This is a genomic window from Pseudoxanthomonas sp. SORGH_AS_0997, assembly GCF_031453535.1.
Taxonomy (GTDB): domain Bacteria; phylum Pseudomonadota; class Gammaproteobacteria; order Xanthomonadales; family Xanthomonadaceae; genus Pseudoxanthomonas_A; species Pseudoxanthomonas_A winnipegensis.
In genome coordinates this window covers 3743117-3767113 of record NZ_JAVIZI010000001.1, presented here as the reverse complement: position 1 = coordinate 3767113, position 23997 = coordinate 3743117, and the positions used below count along the sequence as shown (strand labels likewise).

Annotated in this window: 18 protein-coding genes; 14 read left to right on the top strand and 4 right to left on the bottom strand. The window is 70.7% G+C overall.

Annotated features, from left to right (window positions below; all coding sequences use genetic code 11):
* The first annotated feature begins 336 nt into the window (after window positions 1-336).
* From QE438_RS16430 to QE438_RS16375, 12 genes are all read left to right on the top strand, one after another.
* Window positions 337-1839, top strand: coding sequence for a NosD domain-containing protein (locus QE438_RS16430; RefSeq protein ID WP_306994083.1), 1503 nt, complete (start codon window positions 337-339; stop codon window positions 1837-1839).
* 56 nt (window positions 1840-1895) lie between these two features.
* The gene (locus QE438_RS16425) at window positions 1896-3191 is read left to right on the top strand and encodes a carbohydrate porin (protein WP_306994085.1); all 1296 of its coding nucleotides are present in this window, start codon (window positions 1896-1898) and stop codon (window positions 3189-3191) included.
* A gap of 76 nt (window positions 3192-3267) precedes the next feature.
* Complete coding sequence (gene aroD, locus QE438_RS16420; RefSeq protein ID WP_306994087.1) at window positions 3268-4125, top strand: type I 3-dehydroquinate dehydratase; 858 nt, start codon at window positions 3268-3270, stop codon at window positions 4123-4125.
* 889 nt (window positions 4126-5014) lie between these two features.
* Complete coding sequence (locus QE438_RS16415) at window positions 5015-6376, top strand: alginate export family protein (protein ID WP_306994089.1); 1362 nt, start codon at window positions 5015-5017, stop codon at window positions 6374-6376.
* Between the two features lie 17 nt (window positions 6377-6393).
* Window positions 6394-7734, top strand: a complete 1341-nt coding sequence (locus QE438_RS16410; protein WP_306994091.1) for an MFS transporter — start codon at window positions 6394-6396, stop codon at window positions 7732-7734.
* Window positions 7735-7818: 84 nt separating this feature from the next.
* Window positions 7819-8298, top strand: a complete 480-nt coding sequence (locus tag QE438_RS16405) for a MarR family transcriptional regulator (RefSeq protein WP_130514778.1) — start codon at window positions 7819-7821, stop codon at window positions 8296-8298.
* Window positions 8299-8551: 253 nt separating this feature from the next.
* Window positions 8552-9508 carry a transporter gene (locus tag QE438_RS16400; protein ID WP_309736368.1) on the top strand — a complete coding sequence of 319 codons (957 nt, stop codon included), beginning with the start codon at window positions 8552-8554 and terminating at the stop codon, window positions 9506-9508.
* Between the two features lie 16 nt (window positions 9509-9524).
* Complete coding sequence (locus tag QE438_RS16395; RefSeq protein WP_306994093.1) at window positions 9525-10292, top strand: coniferyl-alcohol dehydrogenase; 768 nt, start codon at window positions 9525-9527, stop codon at window positions 10290-10292.
* 33 nt (window positions 10293-10325) lie between these two features.
* On the top strand, window positions 10326-11798 hold the full coding sequence (locus QE438_RS16390; protein WP_306994095.1) for a benzaldehyde dehydrogenase: 1473 nt from the start codon (window positions 10326-10328) through the stop codon (window positions 11796-11798).
* Between the two features lie 167 nt (window positions 11799-11965).
* Window positions 11966-12802 (top strand): p-hydroxycinnamoyl CoA hydratase/lyase, encoded by an 837-nt coding sequence (locus QE438_RS16385; RefSeq protein WP_306994098.1) that lies wholly within the window; start codon window positions 11966-11968, stop codon window positions 12800-12802.
* A gap of 29 nt (window positions 12803-12831) precedes the next feature.
* Window positions 12832-14973, top strand: coding sequence for an acetate--CoA ligase family protein (locus QE438_RS16380; RefSeq protein ID WP_306994100.1), 2142 nt, complete (start codon window positions 12832-12834; stop codon window positions 14971-14973).
* Between the two features lie 48 nt (window positions 14974-15021).
* On the top strand, window positions 15022-15993 hold the full coding sequence (locus tag QE438_RS16375) for an alpha/beta hydrolase (RefSeq protein ID WP_306994102.1): 972 nt from the start codon (window positions 15022-15024) through the stop codon (window positions 15991-15993).
* Between the two features lie 77 nt (window positions 15994-16070).
* On the opposite strand, the gene QE438_RS16370 is transcribed toward QE438_RS16375, so the two are convergent.
* The gene (locus QE438_RS16370; RefSeq protein ID WP_306994105.1) at window positions 16071-16991 is read right to left on the bottom strand and encodes a helix-turn-helix domain-containing protein; all 921 of its coding nucleotides are present in this window, start codon (window positions 16989-16991) and stop codon (window positions 16071-16073) included.
* Window positions 16992-17077: 86 nt separating this feature from the next.
* Here QE438_RS16370 and pobA point away from each other — a divergent pair, with 86 nt between their 5' ends.
* Complete coding sequence (pobA, locus tag QE438_RS16365) at window positions 17078-18331, top strand: 4-hydroxybenzoate 3-monooxygenase (RefSeq protein WP_306994107.1); 1254 nt, start codon at window positions 17078-17080, stop codon at window positions 18329-18331.
* 873 nt (window positions 18332-19204) lie between these two features.
* Here the strand turns inward: pobA and QE438_RS16360 are convergent.
* The 3 genes from QE438_RS16360 to QE438_RS16350 all read right to left on the bottom strand — a co-directional run bounded on the left by QE438_RS16360 (window position 19205) and on the right by QE438_RS16350 (window position 22112).
* Complete coding sequence (locus QE438_RS16360) at window positions 19205-20188, bottom strand: PDR/VanB family oxidoreductase (RefSeq protein ID WP_306994110.1); 984 nt, start codon at window positions 20186-20188, stop codon at window positions 19205-19207.
* 72 nt (window positions 20189-20260) lie between these two features.
* Complete coding sequence (locus QE438_RS16355; RefSeq protein ID WP_306994111.1) at window positions 20261-21022, bottom strand: GntR family transcriptional regulator; 762 nt, start codon at window positions 21020-21022, stop codon at window positions 20261-20263.
* Window positions 21023-21035: 13 nt separating this feature from the next.
* Window positions 21036-22112 carry an aromatic ring-hydroxylating dioxygenase subunit alpha gene (locus QE438_RS16350; protein ID WP_130514757.1) on the bottom strand — a complete coding sequence of 359 codons (1077 nt, stop codon included), beginning with the start codon at window positions 22110-22112 and terminating at the stop codon, window positions 21036-21038.
* 496 nt (window positions 22113-22608) lie between these two features.
* On the opposite strand from QE438_RS16350, the gene QE438_RS16345 reads away from it, so the two are divergent.
* Window positions 22609-23916, top strand: coding sequence for an MFS transporter (locus QE438_RS16345; RefSeq protein ID WP_343228799.1), 1308 nt, complete (start codon window positions 22609-22611; stop codon window positions 23914-23916).
* The last annotated feature ends 81 nt before the right edge of the window (window positions 23917-23997 follow it).

Below are 23997 nucleotides of genomic sequence, written 5' to 3'. Positions count from 1 at the left end.
ATCAGGGCAGGATGCCCTGATTGAGGAACGCGCGGCCGCCGCCCGCCAGCCCGCTGCCCATCCGAAGCAAAGCAGGCGCGCCACAAGCACTCAATCGGGGAAAATTCCCTGCGCGCGAGGCCCAGCCATTGGACCAAGGTAGTAGCCCAATGATCCGATATTCGCACCATCAAGCGAATATCGAACTTGAATGCTGCACTGCGATAAAACTAGCGTGTGCACCTGTCCTCGCGGGTGCCGGATCGACGGCGGCCGTTGCCGCGGCATCACGCGCACCCCGCCCTTGCGGCATGCTGCGCGGCCCGCGCAGACACCCCTGTACCGCCGGAGATCCAGATGCGCCCCGTCTTCCTTGTCGCCAGCGGCCTGCTGGCCTGCCTGCCGCTGCTGGCCGCCGGCCATCAGGCCGAGCCCGATCCGGCCCCGCGCCAGGTGCTGAAGGTGGACCGCTACGACGATGACGAGGCCCCGGGCTCGCTGCGCTGGGCGATCACCACCGCCAACGCCGCTCCCGGCACCTACCGGATCGAGATCGCCGCGGTCGGCGCCGCGCCCTATGTGATCAAGCCGCGCGCGCCGCTGCCGGAGATCAAGGGCCCGGTGGCCATCGTCGGGTTGCCCTTCGCGCAGTCCGGCCAGTACGTGGCCATCGACGGCGCCGCCTACGTCACCGGCACCGGCACCCAGGCCTGCCCGGGCGCGGTGCCGGGCCAGTACGGCACCAATGTGCGCACCACGACCCTGCCGGGCCTGGTCCTGCGCGACACGCAAGGCGTCGAGCTGGCCGGGCTGGAAGTGCGCAACTTCTGCATCGGCGTGCTGATCAACCGCAGCCACGACAACTGGCTGCACGACAACCGCATCGTCGCCAACAAGGGCGGCGCCGGGGTGATGCTGACCGGCGACGACGGCAACGGCCAGTCCACGCCCACGACCACCGTGCACAACCGCGTGGTGCGCAACGAATTCATCGACAACGGCGATGGCCTGGAGCTGACCCGCGGCGCAGCCTGGAACCTGGTGGCCGACAACCTGTTCCGCTCCACCGACGCCAATCCCGAGCCCTCCCAGGGCATCGAGATCCTGTGGGGCAACGACAACCTGGTGCTGCGCAACCGCTTCGAGGACTACTCCGACGGCCTGCAGATCAACTGGGGCAACCGCAACACCATCGCCGCCAACACCTTCACCGGCAATTCCATCGGCGTCAGCCTGACCGGCCGCGACAACGTGGTCGACGGCAACACCATCACCGGCAACGGCATCGGCGTGGCGCTGCGCCCGCAGCCGGTCTCGCGGCCCAACCGGATCACCGGCAACGCGATCTTCGGCAACGGGCTGAAGATCGAGCGCTGCCAGGCCGGCGGCGCATGCGTGCCGGGCCAGGCGCGCGGGGCGATCATGTTCGGCGTGCCGGGGCTGGAGCATGCCGACTTCGTCGGCTCGCGCGGCGGCGGCGTGGAGAGCGACCCCGCCAAGCTGGCCAAGATCTGCAGCGCGCGCGTCACCGACCACTGCCAGCCCGCGCCCAACGACGGCCTGGCCGCGCCGGTGGTCGAACAGGCCCGCCGCAGCGGCGCCAGCCTGCAGATCCAGGGCCAGCTGCGCGGCACGGCCAACACCGTCCAGCGCGTGGAAGTCTTCGGCAACCCGCGCGCCGCCGACACCGAGGCGGCCCGCTACCTGGGCGATGCCCTGGTGACCACCGACGCCCAGGGCCAGGCACGCTTCTCCTTCGCCGTGCCGGCCACGGCCGATGTCGCGGGCGTCACGGCGACCGTGACCGCCGTGGACGGGGCCACCTCGCCCCTGTCCGCGCCGCGCGCCGTGGCGCGCTGAAGTCCCTGCCCGACCGCCGCACCCGTAATTCCTTCGCATTCACAGGTAATCCCCCCATGTCGTACGTCTCCCGATCCCTTCCCCGCGCCCTGACGCCGCTGGCGCTCGCCCTGCTGGCCACGCCGCTGCTGGCCCAGGCGCAGGACCGCTTCGATGCGACCACCATGACCGGCGGCTGGAACGGCGAGCGCGCCGCGCTGGTAGACAAGGGCATCAGCCTGCGCGGCGACTACGTCGGCGAGGCGATGGGCGTGGTCGACGGCGGCCTGGACACCGGCGCGCGGTACGCGCAGCAGGTGCGGGTGGGCTTCGACCTGGACATGGGCAAGCTGGCCGGCTGGGACGGCGGCACCTTCCGCTTCACCCTCAACGACCGCCGCGGCCGCAGCACCTCGGCCGACTTGGTGGGCAACCGCTTCCCGATCCAGGAGGCCTACGGCGGCCAGTACACGCGCCTATCCGAGCTCAGCTACGACCAGACCTTCAACGCCGGCCGCTCGTACTTCAAGCTGGGCTTCTACGCGATGGGCAACCAGTTCGGCCTGCTCAGCGCCGGCACCAGCTTCGTCAACGCCGCCTTCTGCGCGCATCCGCTGGCCATGAGCGGCAACAGCGGCTGGTACAACTACCCGACCGCGCGCTGGGGCGGCGAGTTCGCCGAGCAGCTGACGTCCTCGGTGAACCTGCGCGCCGGCTGGTTCCAGGTCAATCCCAACCTGGGCGGCAACATCGAGCGCAACGCCTTCCGGCCCTTCGTCGAGGGCACCACCGGCTCGCTGTTCCCGGTCGAGCTGACCTGGAAGCCGGGCGCCGGTACGCTGTATCCGGGCGTGTACAAGTTCGGCGGCTATTACGACTCCTCGCGCGTGCCCAAGAAGGGCCTGGACACCAGCAGCGTCACCGGCCGCGACGGCGCCTACGTGCTGGCCGAGCAGAAGCTCTACACGCCGGGCAGCGACGCGAGCATCGGCCTGAACGCCTTCGCCGAGTACATGGTCTCCGACAGCGACACCGCCCAGCTCAAGCGCTGGTACGCCATCGGCGGGGTGTGGCAGGGCGTGGGCGCGCGCAGCAAGGACCGCATCGCGCTGGGCTACGTCGGCTCGGACATCAACCACCGTCTGCTCGATGCGCGCCGCGCCGCGCTGACCACCGCCGGCGTGCCGGCCGATTCGCCGCTGTTCGCGCTCACCGGCGCCGAGGAGCTGTACGAGCTGTCCTACAGCTTCCAGGTCAATCCGTGGCTGATGCTGCGCCCGGATGTGCAGTACATCACCAACCCCGGCACCTTCTCCTACGCCCAGACCGACAACGCCTTGGCCGTCGGCCTGCAGGCCAAGATCACCTTCTGAAAGACGCCGCACCGCACGCCATCGCTCCCGGGAGGGACTTGAGATGAAGCTCCGCCGTACTACCCTAGCCGCCCGCATGCTGCTGGCCCTCGCCCTGATGGCCGGCGCCGCCACCGCCGCCAATGCCGCCGACATGACCAACGCGTCCACCCCGCCCGCCGTCCGCATCATCGCCGTCAAGGGCGTGCAGATCGGCCAGGGCGCGCCGAAGACCATCGTGCCGATCACCGGCAAGACCGCGGCCGAGCAGCTGGCCCAGGCCCAGCGCATCGGCGCCAATGCCGACACCGACGTGGTCGAATGGCGCATCGACTACCTGGACATCGCCAGCGATGCCAAGGCGCTGGTCAAGCTGGCCCCGCAGATCGCCGCGGCCGCGGGCGGCAAGCCGGTGATCCTGACCTTCCGCACCAAGGCCGAGGGCGGCGCCACCGCGATCGCCGATGCCGACTACGGCAAGCTCTACGCCGCGCTGATCAAGGCCCATGCCGCCGACCTGTACGACGTGGAGATGTTCCGCGACCGCGCGGTGGTCCAGGCCATCGTCGCCGCCGCGCACGCGGCGGGCGCCTACGTGGTGATGTCCAACCACGACTTCCACGCCACGCCGGACACGGCCGAGATCGTCGCCCGCCTGCGCCAGCAGCAGGCCCTCGGCGCGGACGTGCTGAAGATCGCGGTGATGCCGCAGAATCCCGGCGATGTGCTCAAGCTGCTCGATGCCACCTGGCAGCTGCGCCAGACCAGCGACCGACCGCTGCTGACCATGTCGATGGGCCCGGTGGGCGTGGTCTCGCGCCTGTCCGGCGAGACCTTCGGCCAGGCCATGACCTTCGGCATGATCGGCACCGCCTCGGCGCCGGGCCAGATTGAGGTCGGTCGGCTGCGCGAGGTGCTCGACACGCTGCATCAGGCGGCCGGCGCCGCGCACTGAGCCGGCGTCATACCGCTTAAATTTTTCCATGCCGCCGAGCCGTCCTCCGGCGTGCTCGAACGGGTGCGCAGCACGCCGACGCGCACGATCCGCGTGCGCCTCGATACGCATGACGACGCCGGCGTGACGGCGATGGAGTTCACCGCGTCGCGGGTTGCCAGCGACGGGTGACTGTCGGACCGTGCGCTGGGCCAAAGGTGCGGCGCCGGCCTGACCTGGATCGCCTTGTGCTCGCCGGTCCGGGCGCCGATGGCCGAGCGAACAACGCTGTCGGGACGCGACTTTGGTGACGAAGCGGCCGCCGCGGCGCGGTTCGCCCACAGACCGCGGCGAGCGGCGCGATCGCACGGGCGTGCTCACGCGCAGTTTCGCGTCGCGTCCTCTTTCGCGCTGAGCTCGGGACTCGAACTGTTGGCCGCCGACGCTGGCGGCGGTCGTCCACGCGGCGCACTTACTGCTGGCGAACCGGGCTTGCGTGCGCGTACCGCGCCCACCGCCGACCGCAATTGCGGCCAGGGGCGCAAGGCGCGTACGGCAGATCACCCCTTCCGCAACCGAGCAACCGCTCGCGTCGCGCGTCTCACGCGCAGGCGCCATGCCGGCGCCCCGTTTCCGGTCGCCCTCGCGGCATGCGAGGTGCACTCCCGCCTGGCGACCTCGATAAGCCACCGAATCGAACCACCGCGCGCGCATCGCGCGATGCTGCAATGCAGCTTGCGAAGATCGTTATGGTCAGTAACCTTTATTTGAATTAATCAAATTGCCATCCGGCGCTCGCCGGGATGGTGGCGCGGTCTTCGTTGCAGTCGGTCGTACATGGCATCCGGTCCTTGGGAGGGAATCGATGGCAGTGCAGGACGGAGCAAGACGAGTCTCATCGGCACGGCGCATGCGCCGCCTTTCCGGCTTGGCGGCGGTGCTGGCCGCCGGCGCGGCGCAGGCGGCAGGTCCGCAGGCCAAGCTGTTGCCTTACGAAGAGGACTACAGCGCGCTGGGCGCCGTCTCCAGGACGGGCTGGGAGCGGCTCAAGTACATCCCGGTCGGCTCGGGCTGGCTGAGCCTGGGTGGCGAGAGCCGCACGCTGTACGACTTCCGCCGGAACAACGGCTTCGGGCGCTTCGCCACCGATCCGCACGGCTACTGGCAGCAACGCTTCCGTATGTGGGCCGACTATCGACCCACGCCCAACTTGAGACTGTTCGGCGAGCTGGCCAGCAGTGCTGTCGCCGGACTGCAGACGCGGCCGGTGCAGGCCACCGACCGCAACGCACTGGACCTGGCACAGGGGTTCGTCGAACTGTCCGACGACGCCGCGGCGCCGACCTGGCGGCTGCGCGCCGGCCGCCAGCAGATCGCCTACGCCTGGCAGCGCCTGCTCGACCCGCGCGATCCGGCCAATTCGCGGATGCCGTTCGATGCGCTGCGCGTGCTTTACCAGCGGCCGGGCCTGAGCGGCGGGCTGCTGTGGGGGCGTCCGGTGCAGACCCGCGTGGGCAGCTTCGATGACCGCAGCGACGATGCCCAGCGCCTGTGGGGCGCGCACGTTGAGAAGCCGCTGTACACCGGGATGCAGGGCGCGGCGAAGCTGGAAGCGATCTATCTGGACACGCACCAGAACGGACGGCGCTATGCCGGCGTGACGGGCGAGGACCATCGCCAGACTCTGTCGACCCGCTTCAGCGGCACCTACGCACGCTGGGACTACGACCTGGAGTTGATCGGCCAGCGCGGCCATTTCGCCGGGCAGCGCGTGCGCGCCTGGCAGGGTTCCCTGTTCGCCGGCTACAGCTTCGACCAGGCCTGGAAGCCGCGGCTCGGCCCGCGCATGGAGGCCTCCTCCGGCGACAGGCGTCCCGGCGATGGCGCGCTCAACACCTTCAATGGCCTGTACGCGCGCGCGTCGGTGTTCGACGGCAGCATGCTGACCACCAACGTGCGCTACTTCGGCCCGGAGCTGGTGCTGCGCCCCAGCGAGAAGCTGTGGGTCGACCTGTACGTGCTCAAGCTGCAGCGCCAGAGCCTGCACGACGGGGTGTACGCGGCCGGCTGGCGCGTGGTGCAGCCAGGCGATGCCAACCAGGCGCGCGACATCGGCGTGCGCAAGGTGATGTGGGTGAAGTATCGCTTCAACGACTTCGCCAGCCTGGATGTCTATGTCCATCACACCAGCGCCGGTGCGTTCCTGCGCGAGGGCACGCGCGAAGGCCGCGACTACTTCTACGTCGCCCCGTACCTGACCTTGCGCTTCTGAGCGCGGAGACCGATTCGATGACCGCTGCCGCTCCCGCTCCGATCGTTTCCGCCGCGCCCGGCGCCGCCGCGCACCGGCCGGTCTATGCCTGGTACGTCACCCTGGTGCTGCTGCTGGCCTATACGCTGTCCTTCGTCGATCGCCAGATCCTGGGCCTGCTGGTGCAGCCGATCAAGCGCGACCTGGGGCTGTCCGATGCGGCCTTCAGCATCGTGCACGGGTTCGCCTTCGCGGTGTTCTATACCTTCATCGGGGTGCTGCTCGGCCGCGTGGCCGACCGCCGCAATCGCCGCAACCTGATCGTGATCGGCATCGTGGTCTGGATCCTGGCCACCGCCGCCGGCGCCTACGTCACCAGCTTCTTCACCCTGTTCCTGGCACGCGTGTTCGTCGGCGTCGGCGAGGCCTCGCTGTCGCCGGCCGCGTACTCGATGCTGGCCGACTACTTCCCGCCGCACAAACGCGCGCGCGCGATGAGCGTGTACACCGCCGGGGTCTATATCGGTTCGGCGGCGGCCTTCATCGTCGGCGGCATGGTGATCGCCGCCACCAGCCAGGCCAGCGAGGTGGTGCTGCCGCTGCTGGGCAGCTTCCGGCCCTGGCAGGCGGCCTTCATCATCGTCGCCCTGCCGGGCCTGCTGGCGATCGCGCTGATGCTCACCGTGCGCGAGCCGGCCCGGCGCGAACAGCAGGCCAGCGCTCCCGCGCCGGATCTGTCGCACCTCAGGGGCAACCTGCGCGTGTACGCCGCGCTGTTTCTGGCCAACGGCGTGATCGCGATGATCACCTTCGGTATCACCGCCTGGCTGCCGGCCACCTTCATCCGTCAATGGGGCTGGACGCCGGGGCAGATCGGCCCGGTCTACGGCGTCATCATCCTGACCTGCGGGATCGGCGGCATGCTGCTCAGCGGCTACCTCGCCGACCGGCTGGCGCTGCGCGGGCGCAGCGATGCGGCCCTGCTGATCTCGCTGGCCGGGGCGCTGGTGCTGATCGCCACGAGCCTGCTGTTCGCCTTCGCGCCGAGCCCGACGATCGCGCTGGTGGCGATCGCGCTGACGACGTTCTTCCTGGGCATGCCGGTGGCGCTGGCGCCTTCGATCCTGCAGGCCGTCACGCCCAATCGGCTGCGCGGGCAGGTGACCTCGATCTACCTGCTGCTGGTCAACCTGATCGGACTCGGCCTGGGCCCGTTCCTGGTCGCGGCGGGCACCGACTACGTCCTCGGCGACGAACACCGCGTGGGCCTGTCCCTGGGCATGGTCTGCACCCTGTCGGCAGCGATCGGCGCCCTCTGCCTGATGGTCGCCGCCAGACCCTATCGCGCGCTGCTGCGCGGCAGCGGAGCGCACGCATGAGGCCGCATCGGACCTGCCGGGCCGATGCACGCGGGCACGACCCATCGCTGCGTTATGCTGTGGCTTCCTCCACCGCGTGCCTCCATGCCGGTCTTGAGTACACCCGCTCCCCTCGGCAACAGCGAGACCGTCGAACCGATCGATCAGGCCCGCTTGACCCGTCTGCTCGGTTTCCGGTTGACGCGGACCGAGCTGCGTATCCGCCGCATGTTCCTGGACTGCGTGAGCGCCTGCGAGCTCAAGCCGGTCGATTACTCGGTGCTGGTGCTGGTGGATGCGAACAGCGGCGTCAACCAGCGCCAGCTGGCCGAAGTGCTCGACGTCTCCCCGCCCAACCTGGCGATCGTGATCGCGCGCCTGGTCAAGCGGCGCCTGCTACGCCAGGTGCGCGGACAGCAGGACCGGCGCATGCAGCACCTGCACCTGACCGCCGCCGGCAAGACCCTGCTCAACCGCGCCGAGACGCTGATCCTGGAGATGGAGTCGCGCTTCAGCCAAGCGCTGGGCGCCACACAGAGTCGGGCGCTGCTGCGCGCGCTGGACACGCTGACCGCGCTCGACTGACCGGCCACGCCGGCGCGCCTGTGAGGCGCGCGCGGCGCGAAGTCCACTTCCACTCTCCCGCGTGCGCCTGCACAGGCGGCGCGGTCGTGGCCGCGCGCCATGGACCTGCCGCCGCGGCCGGTCCGTGCCCGCTGTTCCTCCCCCTGCTGTCCTCCCCGCGTCGGCCCTTCAGCTCCTGACCTGAGGTCTTGCCGTGAACCGTCCTCGCACTCGCGTTTGTCGTTTCCCCGCATCCGGCCGCTGGCGTCGGCCCCTGGCCGCCGCGCTGGCCCTGGCCACCGCGCCGGCCTGGGCGCAGGCCGTACCGCAGACCGTGCAGTTGACCAGCGGTCTCAACACCGGCGGCACCAGTTTACTGGACGGCTTCGGCCGCACCGATCCGGGCCTGAGCATCATCCAGTACGCGCGCTACTCGCAGCTCGATGCGATCAAGGACAGCGACGGCGATGATTCGCCGTTGTTCCGCGATCCCCGCATCCGTTCCAGCCTGTTGCTGACCCAGTTCGCCTACGCCACGCCGTACACGCTGGGGCAGGGACGCCTGGGACTGACCGTGCTGCTTCCGCTGGTCAACCTGGACGCCGGCTTCGCCGGCAGCAGCCCGGTGCGCCTGCGCGACAATGGATTCGGATTGGGCGATATCACCTTCGGCCCTTACCTGCAGATGATGCCGGTGATGCGCGGTGGCCGGCCGGTGTTCACCCAGCGCTTCGAGCTGGACGCCATCGCGCCGGTGGGCAAGTTCGACCGCGATCGCGATCTCAACCAGAGCTCGGGTGCCTGGTCGGTCGTTCCCAACTGGGCCTTCACCGTGCTGCCGACCCCGCAGTGGGAGATCAGCGCGCGCCGTCTGAACTACGTCTACAACTTCCGCGCCGACAAGGCCTCCAACCCACCGCCCGTGCCCGGCTTCGTGTTCCGCAACGGCAAGGCCGGCGATGCGGCGTGGCTGAACTTCGCCACCTCCTACGCGCTGAGCCCCTCCTTCCGGCTCGGCCTCAGCGGCTACTACCTCAGGCAGCTGCGCGACAACCAGACCAACGGCCAGCGCGTGGCCGACACCAAGCAGACCCAGTTCTATCTCGGCCCGGGCGGGTCGTGGCAGTTCGATCGCCGCAACATCCTCAACGCGACCTTCTATGCGCCGATCGAGGTGAAGAACACCGCCTCCGGTCACAACGTCAATTTCCAATACATCCACGTGTTCTGATCCGGACCCCACTCCCATGCACCTGCACAACAAGACCCTGGTCGTCACCGGCGTGTCCTCCGGCATCGGCGGCGAAGTCGCACGGCTGGCCCGCTTCCACGGCGCGCGCGTGATCGGCGTGGACCGCAATCCGGTCAGCATGACCCTGGAGGCCTTCCACCAGGCCGACCTGGGCGACCCGGCCGCGATCGATGCCCTGGTCGCCAAGCTGCCCGCACGCATCGATGCGCTGGCCAACATCGCCGGCGTGCCCGGCACCGCGCCGGTCGAACTGGTGGCCAAGGTCAACTATCTGGGCCTGCGCCATCTGAGCCAGGCGCTGCTGCCGCGGATCGTGCCGGGCGGCAGCATCATCAACGTCGCCTCGATCCTGGGCGCCGAATGGCCGCAGCGCGTGGACCTGCACCGCGCGCTGGCCGAGACGCCCGATTACGCCGCCGGCGAGGCCTGGCTGGCGGCGCACCCGGTGCCGCAGGCCACCTGCTACCAGTACTTCAAGGAGGCGCTGATCGTGTGGACCGCGCGGCGCGCGCAGGACTGGTTCGCCCGCCACGATGTGCGCGTCAACAGCGTCGCGCCCGGGCCCGTGTTCACACCGATCCTGGGCGATTTCGTGACGATGCTCGGCCCCGAACGCGTCGAGGCCGACGCCGGCAAGATGAAGCGGCCCGCCTACGCCGACGAGGTCGCCGAGGCCATCGTGTTCCTGGCCTCCGACGCGGCGCGCTGGATCAACGGCGTCAACCTGCCGGTCGATGGCGGCCTGGCCGCCAGCGCGATCTGAACTCCCCTCTCTTTCTCCCCTGGACTGCGCATCATGGACATTCAATCCGCTTCTCCCGTGGCCGACGCCGCCACCTGGCAAGGCAAGCTGTTCGACGGCCAGTGGATCGCCGCGCCCGCGACGCTCGAGGTGATCGAGCCGGGCACCGGCAAGCCGCTGCACACGGTCGGCAAGGCCGGCCCGAGCGAGGTCACCGCCGCCGTGACCCGCGCCCGCGCGGCCCAGCGCGGCTGGGCAGCGACGGCCCCGCGCGAACGTGCCGCGGTCTTCCACCGCGCCGCGGCGATCCTGCAGGAACACGCGGCCGCGGCGGCGGCGCTGATCGCACGCGAGACCGGCGGCATCCTGGCCAAGGGCGAGCACGAGGTGCGCGAGGCGATCGTGCTGCTGCAGCGCGCCGCGGCGATGCCGCTGCACGCTACCGGCCAGGTGCTGCCCAGCGTGCCGGGGCGGCTGAGCCTGGCGCGGCAGCTGCCGCTGGGCGTGATCGGCGTGATCTCGCCGTTCAACTTCCCGCTGGTGCTGTCGCTGCGCTCGGTGGCCCCGGCGCTGGCGGTCGGCAACGCGGTCGTGCTCAAGCCCGATCCGCGCACGCCGTATGCCGGCGGCTTCGTGATCGCCGAGGTGCTCGCCGCCGCCGGTCTGCCCGAAGGGCTGCTGCACGTGCTGCCCGGCGGCGCCGACGCCGGCCAGGCCCTGGTCGAGGCGCCGGGCGTGCCGATGATCGCCTTCACCGGCTCCACCGCCGCCGGCCGCAGGATCGGCGAGCTCGCCGGCCGGCATCTGAAGAAGGTCTCGCTGGAGCTGGGCGGCAAGAACGCGCTGATCGTGCTCGACGATGCCGACCTGGACAAGGCGGTCTCGGCCATCGCCTTCGGCGCCTACTTCCACCAGGGCCAGATCTGCATGGCCACCGGCCGGGTGCTGGTCCAGCGCGGCATCGCCGCCGAGCTGACCCGGCGCCTGGCCGAGAAGGCCCGCGATCTGCCGGTCGGCGACCCGGCCACCGGCCAGGTCGCGCTGGGGCCGATCATCGACCAGCGCCAGCTGCAGAACGTCAAGGACATCGTCGACGCCTCGGTGGCGGCCGGCGCGGTGATCGAGGCCGGCGGCACGCACGAGGGCCTGTTCTACGCGCCGACCGTGCTGTCCAACGTCAGGCCAGGCATGCGTGCGTTCGAGGAAGAGGTGTTCGGCCCGGTCGCCAACATCATCCCCTTCGACCACGACGAGGACGCCATCGAACTGGCCAACGCCACCGAGTACGGCCTGTCGGCCGGCGTCATCTCCGCCTCGGTCGGGCGCGCGATGGCGATCGGCGAGCGCCTGCATACCGGCCTGCTGCACATCAACGACCAGACCGTGGCCGACGAGGTGGTCAACCCGTTCGGTGGCACCGGCGCCTCGGGCAACGGCACCAGCGTCGGCGGCCCGGCCGACTGGGAGCAGTACACCCACTGGCAGTGGGTGACGGTCAAGGACGCCGTGCCGCAGTACCCGTTCTGAGCTTGAAAGCCCCTCTCCCACCGGGAGAGGGGTGAGGGCCCGGCGCGAAAGCGACGCGCGGACTCGCGCGCACGAGGCTTCACCCGAACTCCCATCCGCCCCTTCGGGGCACCTTCTCCCGATGTGAGAAGGCAACTCCCATCCTCCCCCCCGCTAAAGGTATCCACATGAGCAGCAACACCGAACACGAGACCGTCGCCTACGCCATCGAGGACGGCGTGGCCTGGGTGAAGTTCAACCGCCCCGACAAGCGCAACGCCATGAGCCCGGCGCTCAACCGCCGCATGATGGAGGTGCTGGACGAACTGGAGTTCCGCGACGATGTCGGCGTGCTGGTGCTGACCGGCGAGGGCAGCGCCTGGACCGCCGGCATGGACCTGCAGGAGTACTTCCGCGACACCGAGGCGCACGGCCTGGCCGGCACGCGCAAGGCCCAGCGCGAGAGCTACGGCTGGTGGCGGCGGCTGCGCTGGTACCAGAAGCCGACCATCGCGATGGTCAACGGCTGGTGCTTCGGCGGCGGCTACGGCCCGCTGTTCGCCTGCGACCTGGCCTTCGCCGCCGAGGAGGCCAAGTTCGGCCTGTCGGAGATCAACTGGGGCATCCTGCCCGGCGGCGGGGCCTCCAAGGTCGCCGCCGAGCTGCTCTCCTTCCGCCGCGCGATGTACCACGCGATGCTGGGCGAGCCGATCGACGGACGCACCGCCGCCGAGTGGGGCCTGGTCAACGAGGCCCTGCCCGCCGCCGCGCTGAAGGCGCGCGTGGACGAGGTAGCGCAGGCGCTGCGCAAGAAGAACCCCGTCGCGCTGAAGGCCACCAAGGATGCGATCCGCCGCGTGCGCGAGATGACCTACGACAACGCCGAGGACTTCCTGGTACGCGCGCAGGAGGCGGCCAACAGCTATGACGACGGCCGCAAGGAAGGCCTCAAGCAGTTCCTGGACGAGAAGAGTTACAAGCCCGGACTGGGCGCCTACGACCTGTCCAAGCAGCGTCGCGCCTGAGCCATCGTCGAGGGAGGGTAACGATGGACATGAGCACGACTCCGATGCCGGTCGCCGATGCGCGCACGCCGGTGCAGCGGCTGCTGTCGCCGCGTTCGATCGCGATCGTCGGCGCCTCGCCGACGCCCGGGGCGCTGGGCGCCTCGGTGCTGGGCAACCTGCTGCGCAACGGTTATGACGGCGACATCCACCTGATCAATCCCAAGCGTGCGGACATCGAGGGCAGGCCGTGCCTGTCCTCGATCGAGGCGCTGCCCGAGGGGGTGGACGTGGCGGTGCTGGCGATCCCGCAGCCGGCGGTGCTGGAGGCGGTGCGCGCGCTGGCCACGCGCCGGGTCGGCGCGGTGGTGATCTTCTCGGCCGGCTTCGCCGAGGCCGGCGAGGCAGGCCAGGCCCAGCAGCGCCAGATCGCGCAGATCGCCGCGCAGGCCGGCATGCTGGTGCAAGGCCCCAACTGCCTGGGCTGCATCAACTATCTGCAGCGCATCCCGCTGACCTTCATCGAGGTCGCCATCACCGAGGCGCAGGCCGCCAGCAACCGCGCGCAGCCGGCCATCGGCATCCTCTCCCAGAGCGGGGCGATGATGACGGTGCTCAACACCACCCTGGCCAGCCGCGACCTGCCCCTGTCGTATGCGATCTCCACCGGCAACGAGGCGGCCAGCCATCTGGAGGACCATCTCGAGTTCCTGATCGATCAGGCCGGCACGCCGGTGATCGCGATGATCGCCGAGCAGTTCCGCCAGCCGCGCCGGCTGCTGGCCCTGGCCGCGCGTGCGCGCGCGGCCGGCAAGCGCCTGGTGCTGCTGCACCCGGGCAAGAGCAGCGCCGCGCGCGCCTCGGCCGCCACCCACACCGGGGCGATGGCCGGCGACCATGCGGTGATGCGCACCCTGGTCGAACGCGCCGGGGTGGTGCTGGCCGAGACGCTGGAGGAACTGGGCGACATCGCCGAGATCGCGCTGCGCTGCCCACGCCTGCCGGCCGCCGGCACCGCGATCGTGGGCGAGTCCGGCGCGTTCAAGGCGCTGTGCCTGGACCTGTGCGAGGAACTGGAACTGGCCCTGCCGGCGATCGACGATGCCGATTCGCCGGCGCTGCGTGCGGCGCTGCCGCCGTTCGTGGCGGTCAGCAATCCGCTGGATCTCACCGCGCAGGGTCTGGTCGATCCGGACCTGTACACGCGCACGCTGCTGGCGCTGTTCGACGATGCGCGCTTCTCCTCGATCCTGCTGGGCCTGATCCAGACCGATCCGGTGACCTGCGCGATCAAGCTGCCGCCGGTTTTACGCGCGATGCGCGAGCAGCGCCCGGACACCCCGGTCATCTTCGCCGGCCTGGACGAAGGCGCGCAGGTGCCGACGGAATCCATCGCCGAGCTGCGCGCGCTGGGCATCCCATACTTCCCCAGCACCGAGCGCGCGCTGCGGGCGATCCAGCACCTGGCGGCGCTGGCCGAGCGCGACTTCGCGCAGGACCCCACGGCACCGGTCGAACTGTCCCTGCCCGTCGACGGCGGGGTGATCCCGGAGTACCAGGCCAAGGCGTTGCTCGCCCCGCATGGCGTGCCGTTCGCCCGAGGCGAACTGGCCACCACGCTGGAGCAGGCGCAGGCAGTGGCCGAGCGCATCGGCTGGCCGGTCGCGCTGAAGGTGCAATCGCCGCAGCTGAGCCACAAGAGCGATGTGGGCGGGGTGATCCTGGGCCTGGGCGATGCGCAGGCCCTGGCGCAGGGCTGGGCCCGGCTGCAGGCGAACCTGGCCACGCACGCGCCCGGCGTCGCGGTGGACGGCGTCCTGGTGGAAGCCATGGGCGCGCGCGGGCTGGAGATGATCGTCGGCGCGCGCCAGGACCCGCAGTGGGGCCCGGTGATCCTGGTCGGCTTCGGCGGGGTCACCGCCGAGGTCCTGCACGATGTGCGGCTGCTGCCGGCCGACCTCACCGCCGCGGCGGTGCAGCGCGAGCTGGACCTGCTCAAGGCCGCCGACCTGCTGCACGGCCATCGCGGCGCACCGGCGCTGGACACCGCCGCGCTGGCCGCCCTGGTGGTGAAGCTGGGCGCGTTGCTGCGCGGCAGCCCGCGGGTCACCGAGATCGACCTCAATCCGGTGGTGCTGTATCCGCAAGGCCAGGGCCTGGTCGCCCTGGACGCGCTGATGCTGATCGACTGAGCCCGCCACTCGCTCCCCTTCCACCCATCCCCAGCATTGGAGCACGCGATGCAAGCAGATCCCTTCGACCCCTCGCGCCTGGCGCCCGACGTGCTCCAGGCGCTGGGGACCATCGCCGCCGCCGTGGACGGCAAGCCGCCGCTGCACACCTTGCCGCCACCGGCGATGCGCGCCGCCTATCGCGAGATCACCACGATGCTCGGCGGCGATGCGTGGCCGATGTCGGACGTGCGCGACTTCCAGGCCGACGGGCCGCTGGGGCCGATCCCGCTGCGGCGCTATCTGCCCAAGGATGCCGTGGCGCCGTCGGCGGCCGTCGTCTACCTGCATGGCGGCGGCTGGATCCTGGGCGACCTGGACAGCCACGACAAGGTGTGCCGGCGCCTGGCGCAGGCCGCCGGCTGTACGGTGATCGCGGTGGACTACCGCCTGGCGCCGGAGTATCCGGCGCCGGCCGGTCCGGAGGATGTGCTGGCGGCCATCCGCTGGCTGGCGGCGCATGCCGCCGAGCTCGGCCTGGATCCGGCGCGCCTTGCGGTCGCCGGCGACAGCGCGGGCGGCGGCCTGGCCGCCATGGCCTGCCACGCGCTGCGCGGCAGCGCGGTGGCCCTGCGGGCGCAGGTGCTGATCTACCCGGGGACCGAGCTGTCCTCCGCCGGCGATGCGTTCCCGTCCCGGCGCAGGAACGGCGCGGTGCCGCCGCTGACGCTGGAGCTGATGCAGGCCATGTCCGGCCCGTTCCTGTCCTCGGGCCTGGACCCGCGCGATGTGCGGCTCTCGCCGCTGCAGGCGACCGATTTTTCCGGACTGCCGCCCGCGCTGGTGTTCACCGCCGAGTGCGATCCGCTGCTCGACGACGGCCGCCTGTACGCCGAGGCGCTAAGCGCGGCGGGCGTGCCGGTGGAATACGTCGAACTGCGCGGCATGGTGCACGGCTTCATCGAGATGGCCGGCGCGGTCCCGGCCGCTGCGCAGGCCATCGCGCGCAGCGGCGACTTCCTGCGCCAGCATCTGGCCTAGCGGCCGTCGCGCTCGGCGCTTGCGTGGATTGCATGGTTCGCGATCTACGCTGGCATCGACGGCGCGCGCTGGCGCGGTCACGACGCCGCGCTGGTGCCTTGCCGGGCGCGGCGGAACGCGTTCGGCGAGCAGCCGGCGTTGCGGCTGAAGTAGCGGCTGAAATACGCCGCATCGGCGAAGCCCAGCCAGGCGGCGATCTGCTGCACGCTCATCGCGGTGTAGACCAGGCTGCGGCGCGCCTCGAGCATCACCCGCCGCTGCACCAGCTCCAGCGGCGTGGCATCGGCGAACTGCCGGCACAGCAGGCCCAGATGGCCGGCGCTGAGGCCGAGCTGTTCGGCGTAGCGCTGCAGCGGCCAGTGCTCGCGGTAGTGCTGGTCCAGCAGGCTCAGGAACGCGCGCACGTGCGCTGCGCCGCGCGCCTGCTCGGCATCGGGCAGGGCCTGGCGCTGGTGCAGGCAGCGACGCGCGGCCCAGACCAGCAGCTGGCCGGCCAGCGCGTGCAGCATCGCCCCGCGTCCTTCGCGGCCATGCGCATGCTCGCCGGCGATCGCGGCGAAGCAGGCGTCCAGCTGCGGGCGGTCATGGCCCACCTCCAGACAGGCCGGCCGCGCCAGGGCGGCGGCCAGCTCGGGCCACTGCGCCGTCCAGTGCGCCAGCAGCGCCGGGGACAGGGTGACGATGTGACCGCGGATGCGCGCATGGAACTCGAAGCCATGCACATGCAGCGGCGGCATCCACACCACCGTGGCCCGGGCGATGCGACGCACCTCGCCATCGATCTGCACGCCGGCCGGACCGCGCTGCACGTACAGCAGCTGGGACAGGTCGTGATGCCGATGCGGACGGATGTGCCAGTCGTGCAGACGGCTGCGCGCGGGGATGGACTCCCAGTGCAGGGCATCGGTGGGCGCGCTGCCGCCGCGCTCGCCATACAGGCCGAAGGCGGGCACGACGGCGGGGCGGGCGGTCTTCTCGGCCATCTGCGAAAAGTGCATGAACTGGCGCGGTTAGTCCATTGGATTCGGCAAGCCTGCGAAAAACAATGCAGGAAAAGTACCGCCATGCATGCTCGGGAGGGCGAATGAAGACGACCGTGGCCATCATCGGCGCAGGCCCCGCCGGCCTGCTGCTCGGTCAGCTGCTGCTGCGCCAGGGCATCGACAACATCGTGCTGGAACGGCGCTCGCCGCAGTACGTGCTCTCGCGCATCCGCGCCGGCGTGCTCGAACAGGGCACCGTGGAACTGCTCAGGCAGGCCGGCGCCGACGCGCGCCTGCGCACCGAGGGCATCGTCCACCACGGCTTCGAGCTGGTGCTGGGCGAACGTCGCGAGCGCATCGACCTGCGCGGCCACGGCGGTCATGGCGCGGTCACCATCTACGGCCAGACCGAAGTCACCCGCGACCTGATGCAGGCGCGCGCCGACGCTGGCGCGGTCACCGTCTACGAGGCCGATGACGCGACCCTGCACGACCTGGACGGCACGCGGCCCTGGGTCGAATACCGGCACCAGGGCCAGCGCGTGCGCCTGGACTGCGACTACATCGTCGGCTGCGACGGCTTCCACGGCGTCAGCCGCGCCGCGATTCCCGCCGGCGTGCTGCGCGAGTACGAGCGTGTGTATCCCTTCGGCTGGCTCGGCGTGCTGGCCGACACGCCCCCGGTGAACGAGGAGCTGATCTATGCGCGCCACACGCGCGGCTTCGCGCTGTGTTCGATGCGCTCGGCCACGCGCACGCGCTACTACGTGCAGGTACCGGCGGGCGAGCGGGTCGAGGACTGGCCGGACGCGCGCTTCTGGGACGAACTGCGCGCGCGCCTGCCCGCGGAGGTGGCCGCGCGTCTGACGACCGGGCCCTCGATCGAGAAGAGCATCGCGCCGCTGCGCAGCTACGTGGTCGAGCCGATGCAGTACGGGCGCCTGTTCCTGGCCGGCGATGCGGCGCATATCGTCCCGCCCACCGGCGCCAAGGGCCTGAACCTGGCGGCCGGCGACGTCGGCCTGCTGGCGGCGCTGTTCGCCCAGGCGGCGCGCGAAGGCAGCAGTGCGCCCCTGCTGCGCTACTCGGAGCTGGCGCTCAAACGCGTGTGGAAGGCGGTGCGCTTTTCCTGGTGGATGACCACGATGCTGCACCGGTTCCCCAGCGAGGACGCCTTCGACCGTCGCCTGCACGAGGCCGAACTGGACTACCTGCTGGCCAGCCCAAGCGGCCGCGACACCATCGCCGAGAACTACGCCGGCCTGCCGCTTGAACTGCCTGCGGCCGCAGCAACGCCTGAGGCGGGTGAGGCGGTCGAGGCGGTCGAGGCGGTCAGCGCTACAGCTGGCGGCTAGAAACCGCGTTCAACCCCAAGACCGGCAGTCGAGAAACCATCATCCCCGCAAGATCCGCCCCTCCCCTTTCGCGCAGCGAAGGGGGAGGTTGGGAGGGGGTGCTTTTCCGCTTCTCAACCCTTCCCGCGAAGAGCACCCCTCCCCCTCAGTCGCTAGCTCGCGACTTCGAGCTCCCCTTGGCCTACGGCCAAAGGGAGGGAGCAGTACGCGCATCGCTTTTAGAACCCGACGACCCGTTCGGCCCAGCAGGCTCGATTCCGACGCCTTCTTACTCGCGAAAGCGCCTGCTTGTGGTGGGAGCCGCCATGGCGGCGATGAGGCTTTCCCCCTGATCCCTCACACTCCAGGTAAAGCCCCATCGCCGCCGTGGCGGCTCCCACGCGCTTGGCCCCTCCCCTTTCGCGCAGCGAAGGGGGAGGCTGGGAGGGGGTGCTTTTCGCTTCTCAAGCTTTCCCGCGAAGAGCCCCCCTCCCCCCTCAGTCGCTAGCTCGCGACTTCGAGCGCCCTTGGCCTGCGGCCAAAGGCAGGGGGCAGAGCGCGTGCCCTTCCATAACGCCCGACCCATCACTCCCAAAAGGCTCGATTGCGGCGCCCTCGTGCTCGCGAAAGCGCCCGCTTGTGGTGGGAGCCGCCATGGCGGCGATGAGGCTTTCCCACTGATCCCACTCCAGGTAAAGCCCCATCGCCGCCATGGCGGCTCCCACGCGCTTAGCCCCTCCCCTTTTCGCGTAGCGAAAGGGGGAGGTTGGGAGGGGGTGCTTTTCCGCTTCTCAAGCTTTGCCGCGAAGAGCACCCCTCCCCTCAGTCGCTAGCTCGCGACTTCGAGCTCCCCTTGGCCTCCGGCCAAAGGGAGGGGGCAGCGCGCGCGCGCCTCTACAGCGCGTCGCGCCGATAGCCGGTGTCGATGCTGATGCTGGCGCCGAGCGCGCGCGAGACGCAGGCGCAGACGGTCTGGCTGGCCTGGCGCTGGGCGTCGCTGAGGAAGACATCGCGGTGGTCCAGGCCTTCGCCCGCCTCGATCACCTCAACCTGGCACAGGCCGCATTCGCCGCGTCGGCAGTCGGACATCATCGCCACGCCAGCCGCCTCCAGCGCGTCGAGCATGGATTGATTGCCGGCCACCGGGACCTCCATGCCCAGCGCCGGCAGCTTGACCACGAACGGCCGCGCCGGCGCGCTGCCACTGTTGCCGAAGGTCTCGAAGTGCAGGCGCGCGCGCGACCGGCCCGCGGCATGCCAGGCCTTGCGCACCGCCTCGAGCATGGCCAAGGGACCACACACGTAGATCTCCGCGTTGCTGCCCAGGCCGGCGATCTGCGCGTCCAGGTCCGGGGCGCCCTGCGCGTCGCTGCAGTGCAGCTGCAGGCGCTCGCCCAGGCAGGCATGCAGTTCGTCCAGGTAGGCCATCGCGCCCGCGTGGCGCCCGGCATACAGCAGGCGGAACGCGGGATGGCGGCGCGCCAGGCGCTGGGCCATGCCCAGGATCGGGGTGATGCCGATGCCGCCGGCGACCAGCAGGATCTCCTCGGCACCGTCATCGAGCGCGAAGTTGTTGCTCGGCGCCGAGGCCTGCACCGTATCGCCCGGCCGCAGGGTCCACATGTAGCGCGAACCGCCGCGACTGTCGGGCATAGCCCGCACCGCGATCCGGTAGCGTCCATCGGCGCGCGGCTCGCCGACCAGCGAGTACGAACGGATGTCCTCGCGTCCCTCCAGCGGCAGCCGGAAGTCGAGATGACTGCCGACCTCGAAGGCGCGCGCGTGTTCGCCGGCGTCGAGCAGGAGTTCGCGCACGCCGTCGCAGGCATCGGCGACGGCGACGACGCGGAGCGGGGACCACTGGTTGTCCTTGCGCATGGCAGGGCTCCGCTTGCGATGGGAAGGATGCGTTCGAGCGCCGCGCGACGCTGGCCGCGACGCGATGACGCGCTACGAGGCGGACGGCGGCTGGCGGCGGATCAGCGCGTTGCCGGGCACGCGGTCGATCGCATGCTGGTCGCGCAGCGCGTGGTGGAAGTTGCGCTGGGCCAGGCGCGCGTGTTCGCGCATCAGCGCCTCGGCGCGCGCGCCCTGGCGCTGGGCGATGGCCTGGACCACCTGGCGGTGCTGGTCCTGGGCCAGGGTCAGGATCAGGCGCGCCTCGGGGGCGACCGCCTGGGCCATCACGAAGCCATTGGGCGAGGCGAACGGCAGCTGCACGGTACGGGCGAACTCGCGGGCGAGCAGCGCGCTGCCGGCCATCGCGATCAGCAGCGCGTGCAGCTGCTCGTTGTGCTGCACGTAGTCGGCGAAGTCGTCCTCGGTCAGCGCCGAGTCCAGCACCGCATCGATCCGCGCCAGCAGCGCGTAGGCCGCGTCGAGCTGGGCCTGGCTGGCGCCGCGCTCGGCCGCCAGCCGCGCCGCCAGGCCCTCCAGCGTGCCGCGCAGTTCGATCGCGTCGTCGACCTCGCGCTCGCTGAAGGCGGCCACCGCATAGCCGCCGCCGGGCAGCGCCGTGGCCAGGCCCTCCTCGCACAGGCGCTGCAGGGCCGCGCGCACCGGCGTGCGCGAGACGCCGAGGCGTTCGACCACGGCCAGTTCGGACAGGCGCTCGCCGGCGGCCAGTTCGCCGCAGAGGATCAGGTCGCGCAGTTCCAGCAGCGCGCGCGTGGTCTGCGCGGCGCTGGAGCGGAAAGGGGTGGAGGCGGACACGGCAGGCGCGCCTTCAGCCGACCAGGCGCAGGTCGAGCGCGTGGCCGCGCTGCTCGCGCGCGACCATGCGCTCGATCAGCTGCCGCGCCCACATGCCGCCGGCATCGACGTTGAGGTTGTAGAAGGCGTGGTCCGGATGCGCGTCGATCGCGCGCTGCTGCGCCTCCAGCACCGCCTCGTCCTCGCCGAACACGCCGCTCACGCCCTCGCGCAGCAGCGTGGTCATCGACTGCTCGTGCAGCGAGTGGTTGCGCATGAAGGCCCAGAAGTAGTGACAGGTGGTGTCCGTCTCGGGCGTGATGGTGTTGAGCACGTAGCCGTTGACGCCCTGGCTGCGGTCGCCCTCGGGCGCGCCGCTGCCGGCGATGGCCACGCCCACATCGATGGCGATGGTGCAAGGCGCCTCGAAGCGGATGATCTGCCAGCGATCGACCTTGCCGCGGTAGCCCAGCGCATGCTCGATCTGGCGCGCCCAGAAGGGCGGTGCGTCGATGTCGCGCATCCAGCGCGACACCGTCACGGTGCGCTCGCCATGGGTGACCTGGAACGGCGACTCGGCCACTTCGTCCTGGCCGATGCTCGAGCCGTGCACGAAGGTCTCGTGGGTCAGGTCCATCAGGTTGTCCAGCACCAGGCGGTAGTCGCACTTGACCTGGATGGTGCGGCCGTCGCCGGCCCACTGCGGGTCGCTGTTCCAGTGCAGGTCCGGGATCAGCGCGGGATCGGCCAGCGCGGGATCGCCCGGCCAGACCCAGACGTAGCGATGCCGCTCGGCCACCGGGAAGGCGCGCACGCAGGCGGAAGGGTTGATCGTCTCCTGCGAGGGCATGTGCACGCAGCGGCCGCGGGCGTCGTAGACCAGGCCGTGATAGCCGCAGACCACGTCATCGCCGCGCAGCCGTCCCATCGACAGCGGCACCAGGCGATGCCAGCAGGCGTCTTCCAGCGCCACCAGGCGGCCGGCCTGGGTGCGATAGAGGACGACATCGAGATTGCAGAACTTGCGCGGCAGCAGCGCGTGCCGGACTTCATGGTCCCAGGCGACGGCGTACCAGGCATTGAGCGGGAACCGCGGGGCGGCGGTGGACATGGCGGACTCCTGTATACAGGGAGGGTAGCTTTGTCGATGGTCACCGGCGGAATCGTCCATCAATCCGGATTTCCGCCGCTTCTTCGATGCAGACGCTGTGCCTCGGCGGTGATTTTTGTATACATAGGGAGGGCGTCACGCACGCTGCATCGCAGCATCGCGCTCGGGGCTCGAAGGATGGCAGTCCGCGCTCGCGCGGCCTGTCGGGCAGGCCGAAGCCGGCATCGGCGGCAGCGTTTCCAACGCGACCGAGGCCCGCCTTCTCTCGCGGCATCCGCCCCGGCCATGCCGCGAGCGCCAGATCGAGGCCCCTGGGTATTAGACGGATGTCTAGTACGAAATGACCGAATACCGAACGATCAGGCGATATTCGTACTTGATCCCGCAGCCTCCCGAAAACTAGCGTAGAACGCCTTTCGCGCCACTGGCGCCCGCCATCCGCCGGTCCGTGCCCGCCCGCACCCAAGCGCGCCCGCCACGCCCGCCAAGGAACGCCATGTCCCAGTCTTCCCTCGCCCCGCCCCCGCTCACGCTGCAGTCGATGAGCCCGTTCCAGTGGCTGGCCATCGCCATCTGCGTGCTGCTCAACATGCTCGATGGCTTCGATGTGATGGTGATGGCCTTCGCCGCGCCGCACGTGTCGGCCGACTGGGGCCTGAGCGGCAAGGAGCTCGGGCTGATGCTCAGCGCCGGCCTGGTCGGCATGGCCGCCGGCTCGCTGGTGCTGGCGCCGCTGGCCGACCGCTACGGCCGGCGCGCGATGATCCTGTGGTGCCTGGTGATCCTGACCGTGGGCATGGCGCTGTCCGGCCTGGCGCGCAATGCCTGGCAGCTGGCCGGGCTGCGCGTGTTCACCGGCCTGGGCATCGGCGGCATGCTCGCCGGCGTGGGCGTGATCACCGCCGAGTACGCCAGCCCCAAGTGGCGCAGCACCGCGGTGGCGCTGCAGGCCACCGGCTATCCCATCGGCGCCACGCTGGGCGGGCTGATCGCCACGGTGCTGCTGGAGCGCTGGGGCTGGCACGCGGCGTTCTTCTTCGGCGCGCTGGCCTCGCTGCTGTGCATCCCGGTGGTGCTGGCGCTGCTGCCCGAGTCGCTGGACTTCCTGCTCAGCCGGCGCCCGCCCGACGCGCTGGCCCGGCTCAACGCGCTGCTGGCGCGCATGCGCGCCCCCAGGCTGGACGCGCTGCCGCCGGTGCCGCCGGCGCCGGAAAAGGCCGGCTACGCGGCGCTGTTCACCCCGCGCCTGCGCCGCAACAGCGTGCTGATCGCGCTGGGCTTCTTCATGCACATGTTCGCCTTCTACTTCGTGCTGAGCTGGACGCCCAAGCTGCTGGTGCAGGCCGGGCTGTCGGCCGAGCAGGGCGTCACCGGCGGGGTGCTGCTGAACCTGGGCGGCATCATCGGCGGGGCCTTGTTCGGCTGGCTGGCGGCGCGCTTGGCCCTGCCGCGGCTGACCGCCGTCAGCTTCCTGATCGCCGCGCTGGGCATGGTGGTGTTCGCCTCGCTGGGCACGCAGCTGCAGCTGGCCTTCCCGGTGGCCTTCGTGATCGGCGCGGCGCTGTTCGGCTCGATGGCCGGCCTGTACGCGGTGGCGCCGATCGTGTTCGAGCCGACCGTGCGCACCACCGGCCTGGGCTGGGCGATCGGCATCGGCCGCGTCGGCGCGATCCTCTCGCCGATGACGGTCGGCGTACTGGTCGACGCCGGCTGGCAGCCGGCCAATCTGTACTACGTGCTGGCCCTGCCGCTGCTGGTGGCCATCGCCGCGGTGCTGGCGATGCGCCTGCAGCCGGCGCGCTGAGGGCGGGCGCGGAGGCGCGGATGCCGGCCCCGGCGAGGCATTCGACTTTGGTCCAGTTTGTGCGAATAACGAACTTAAAAC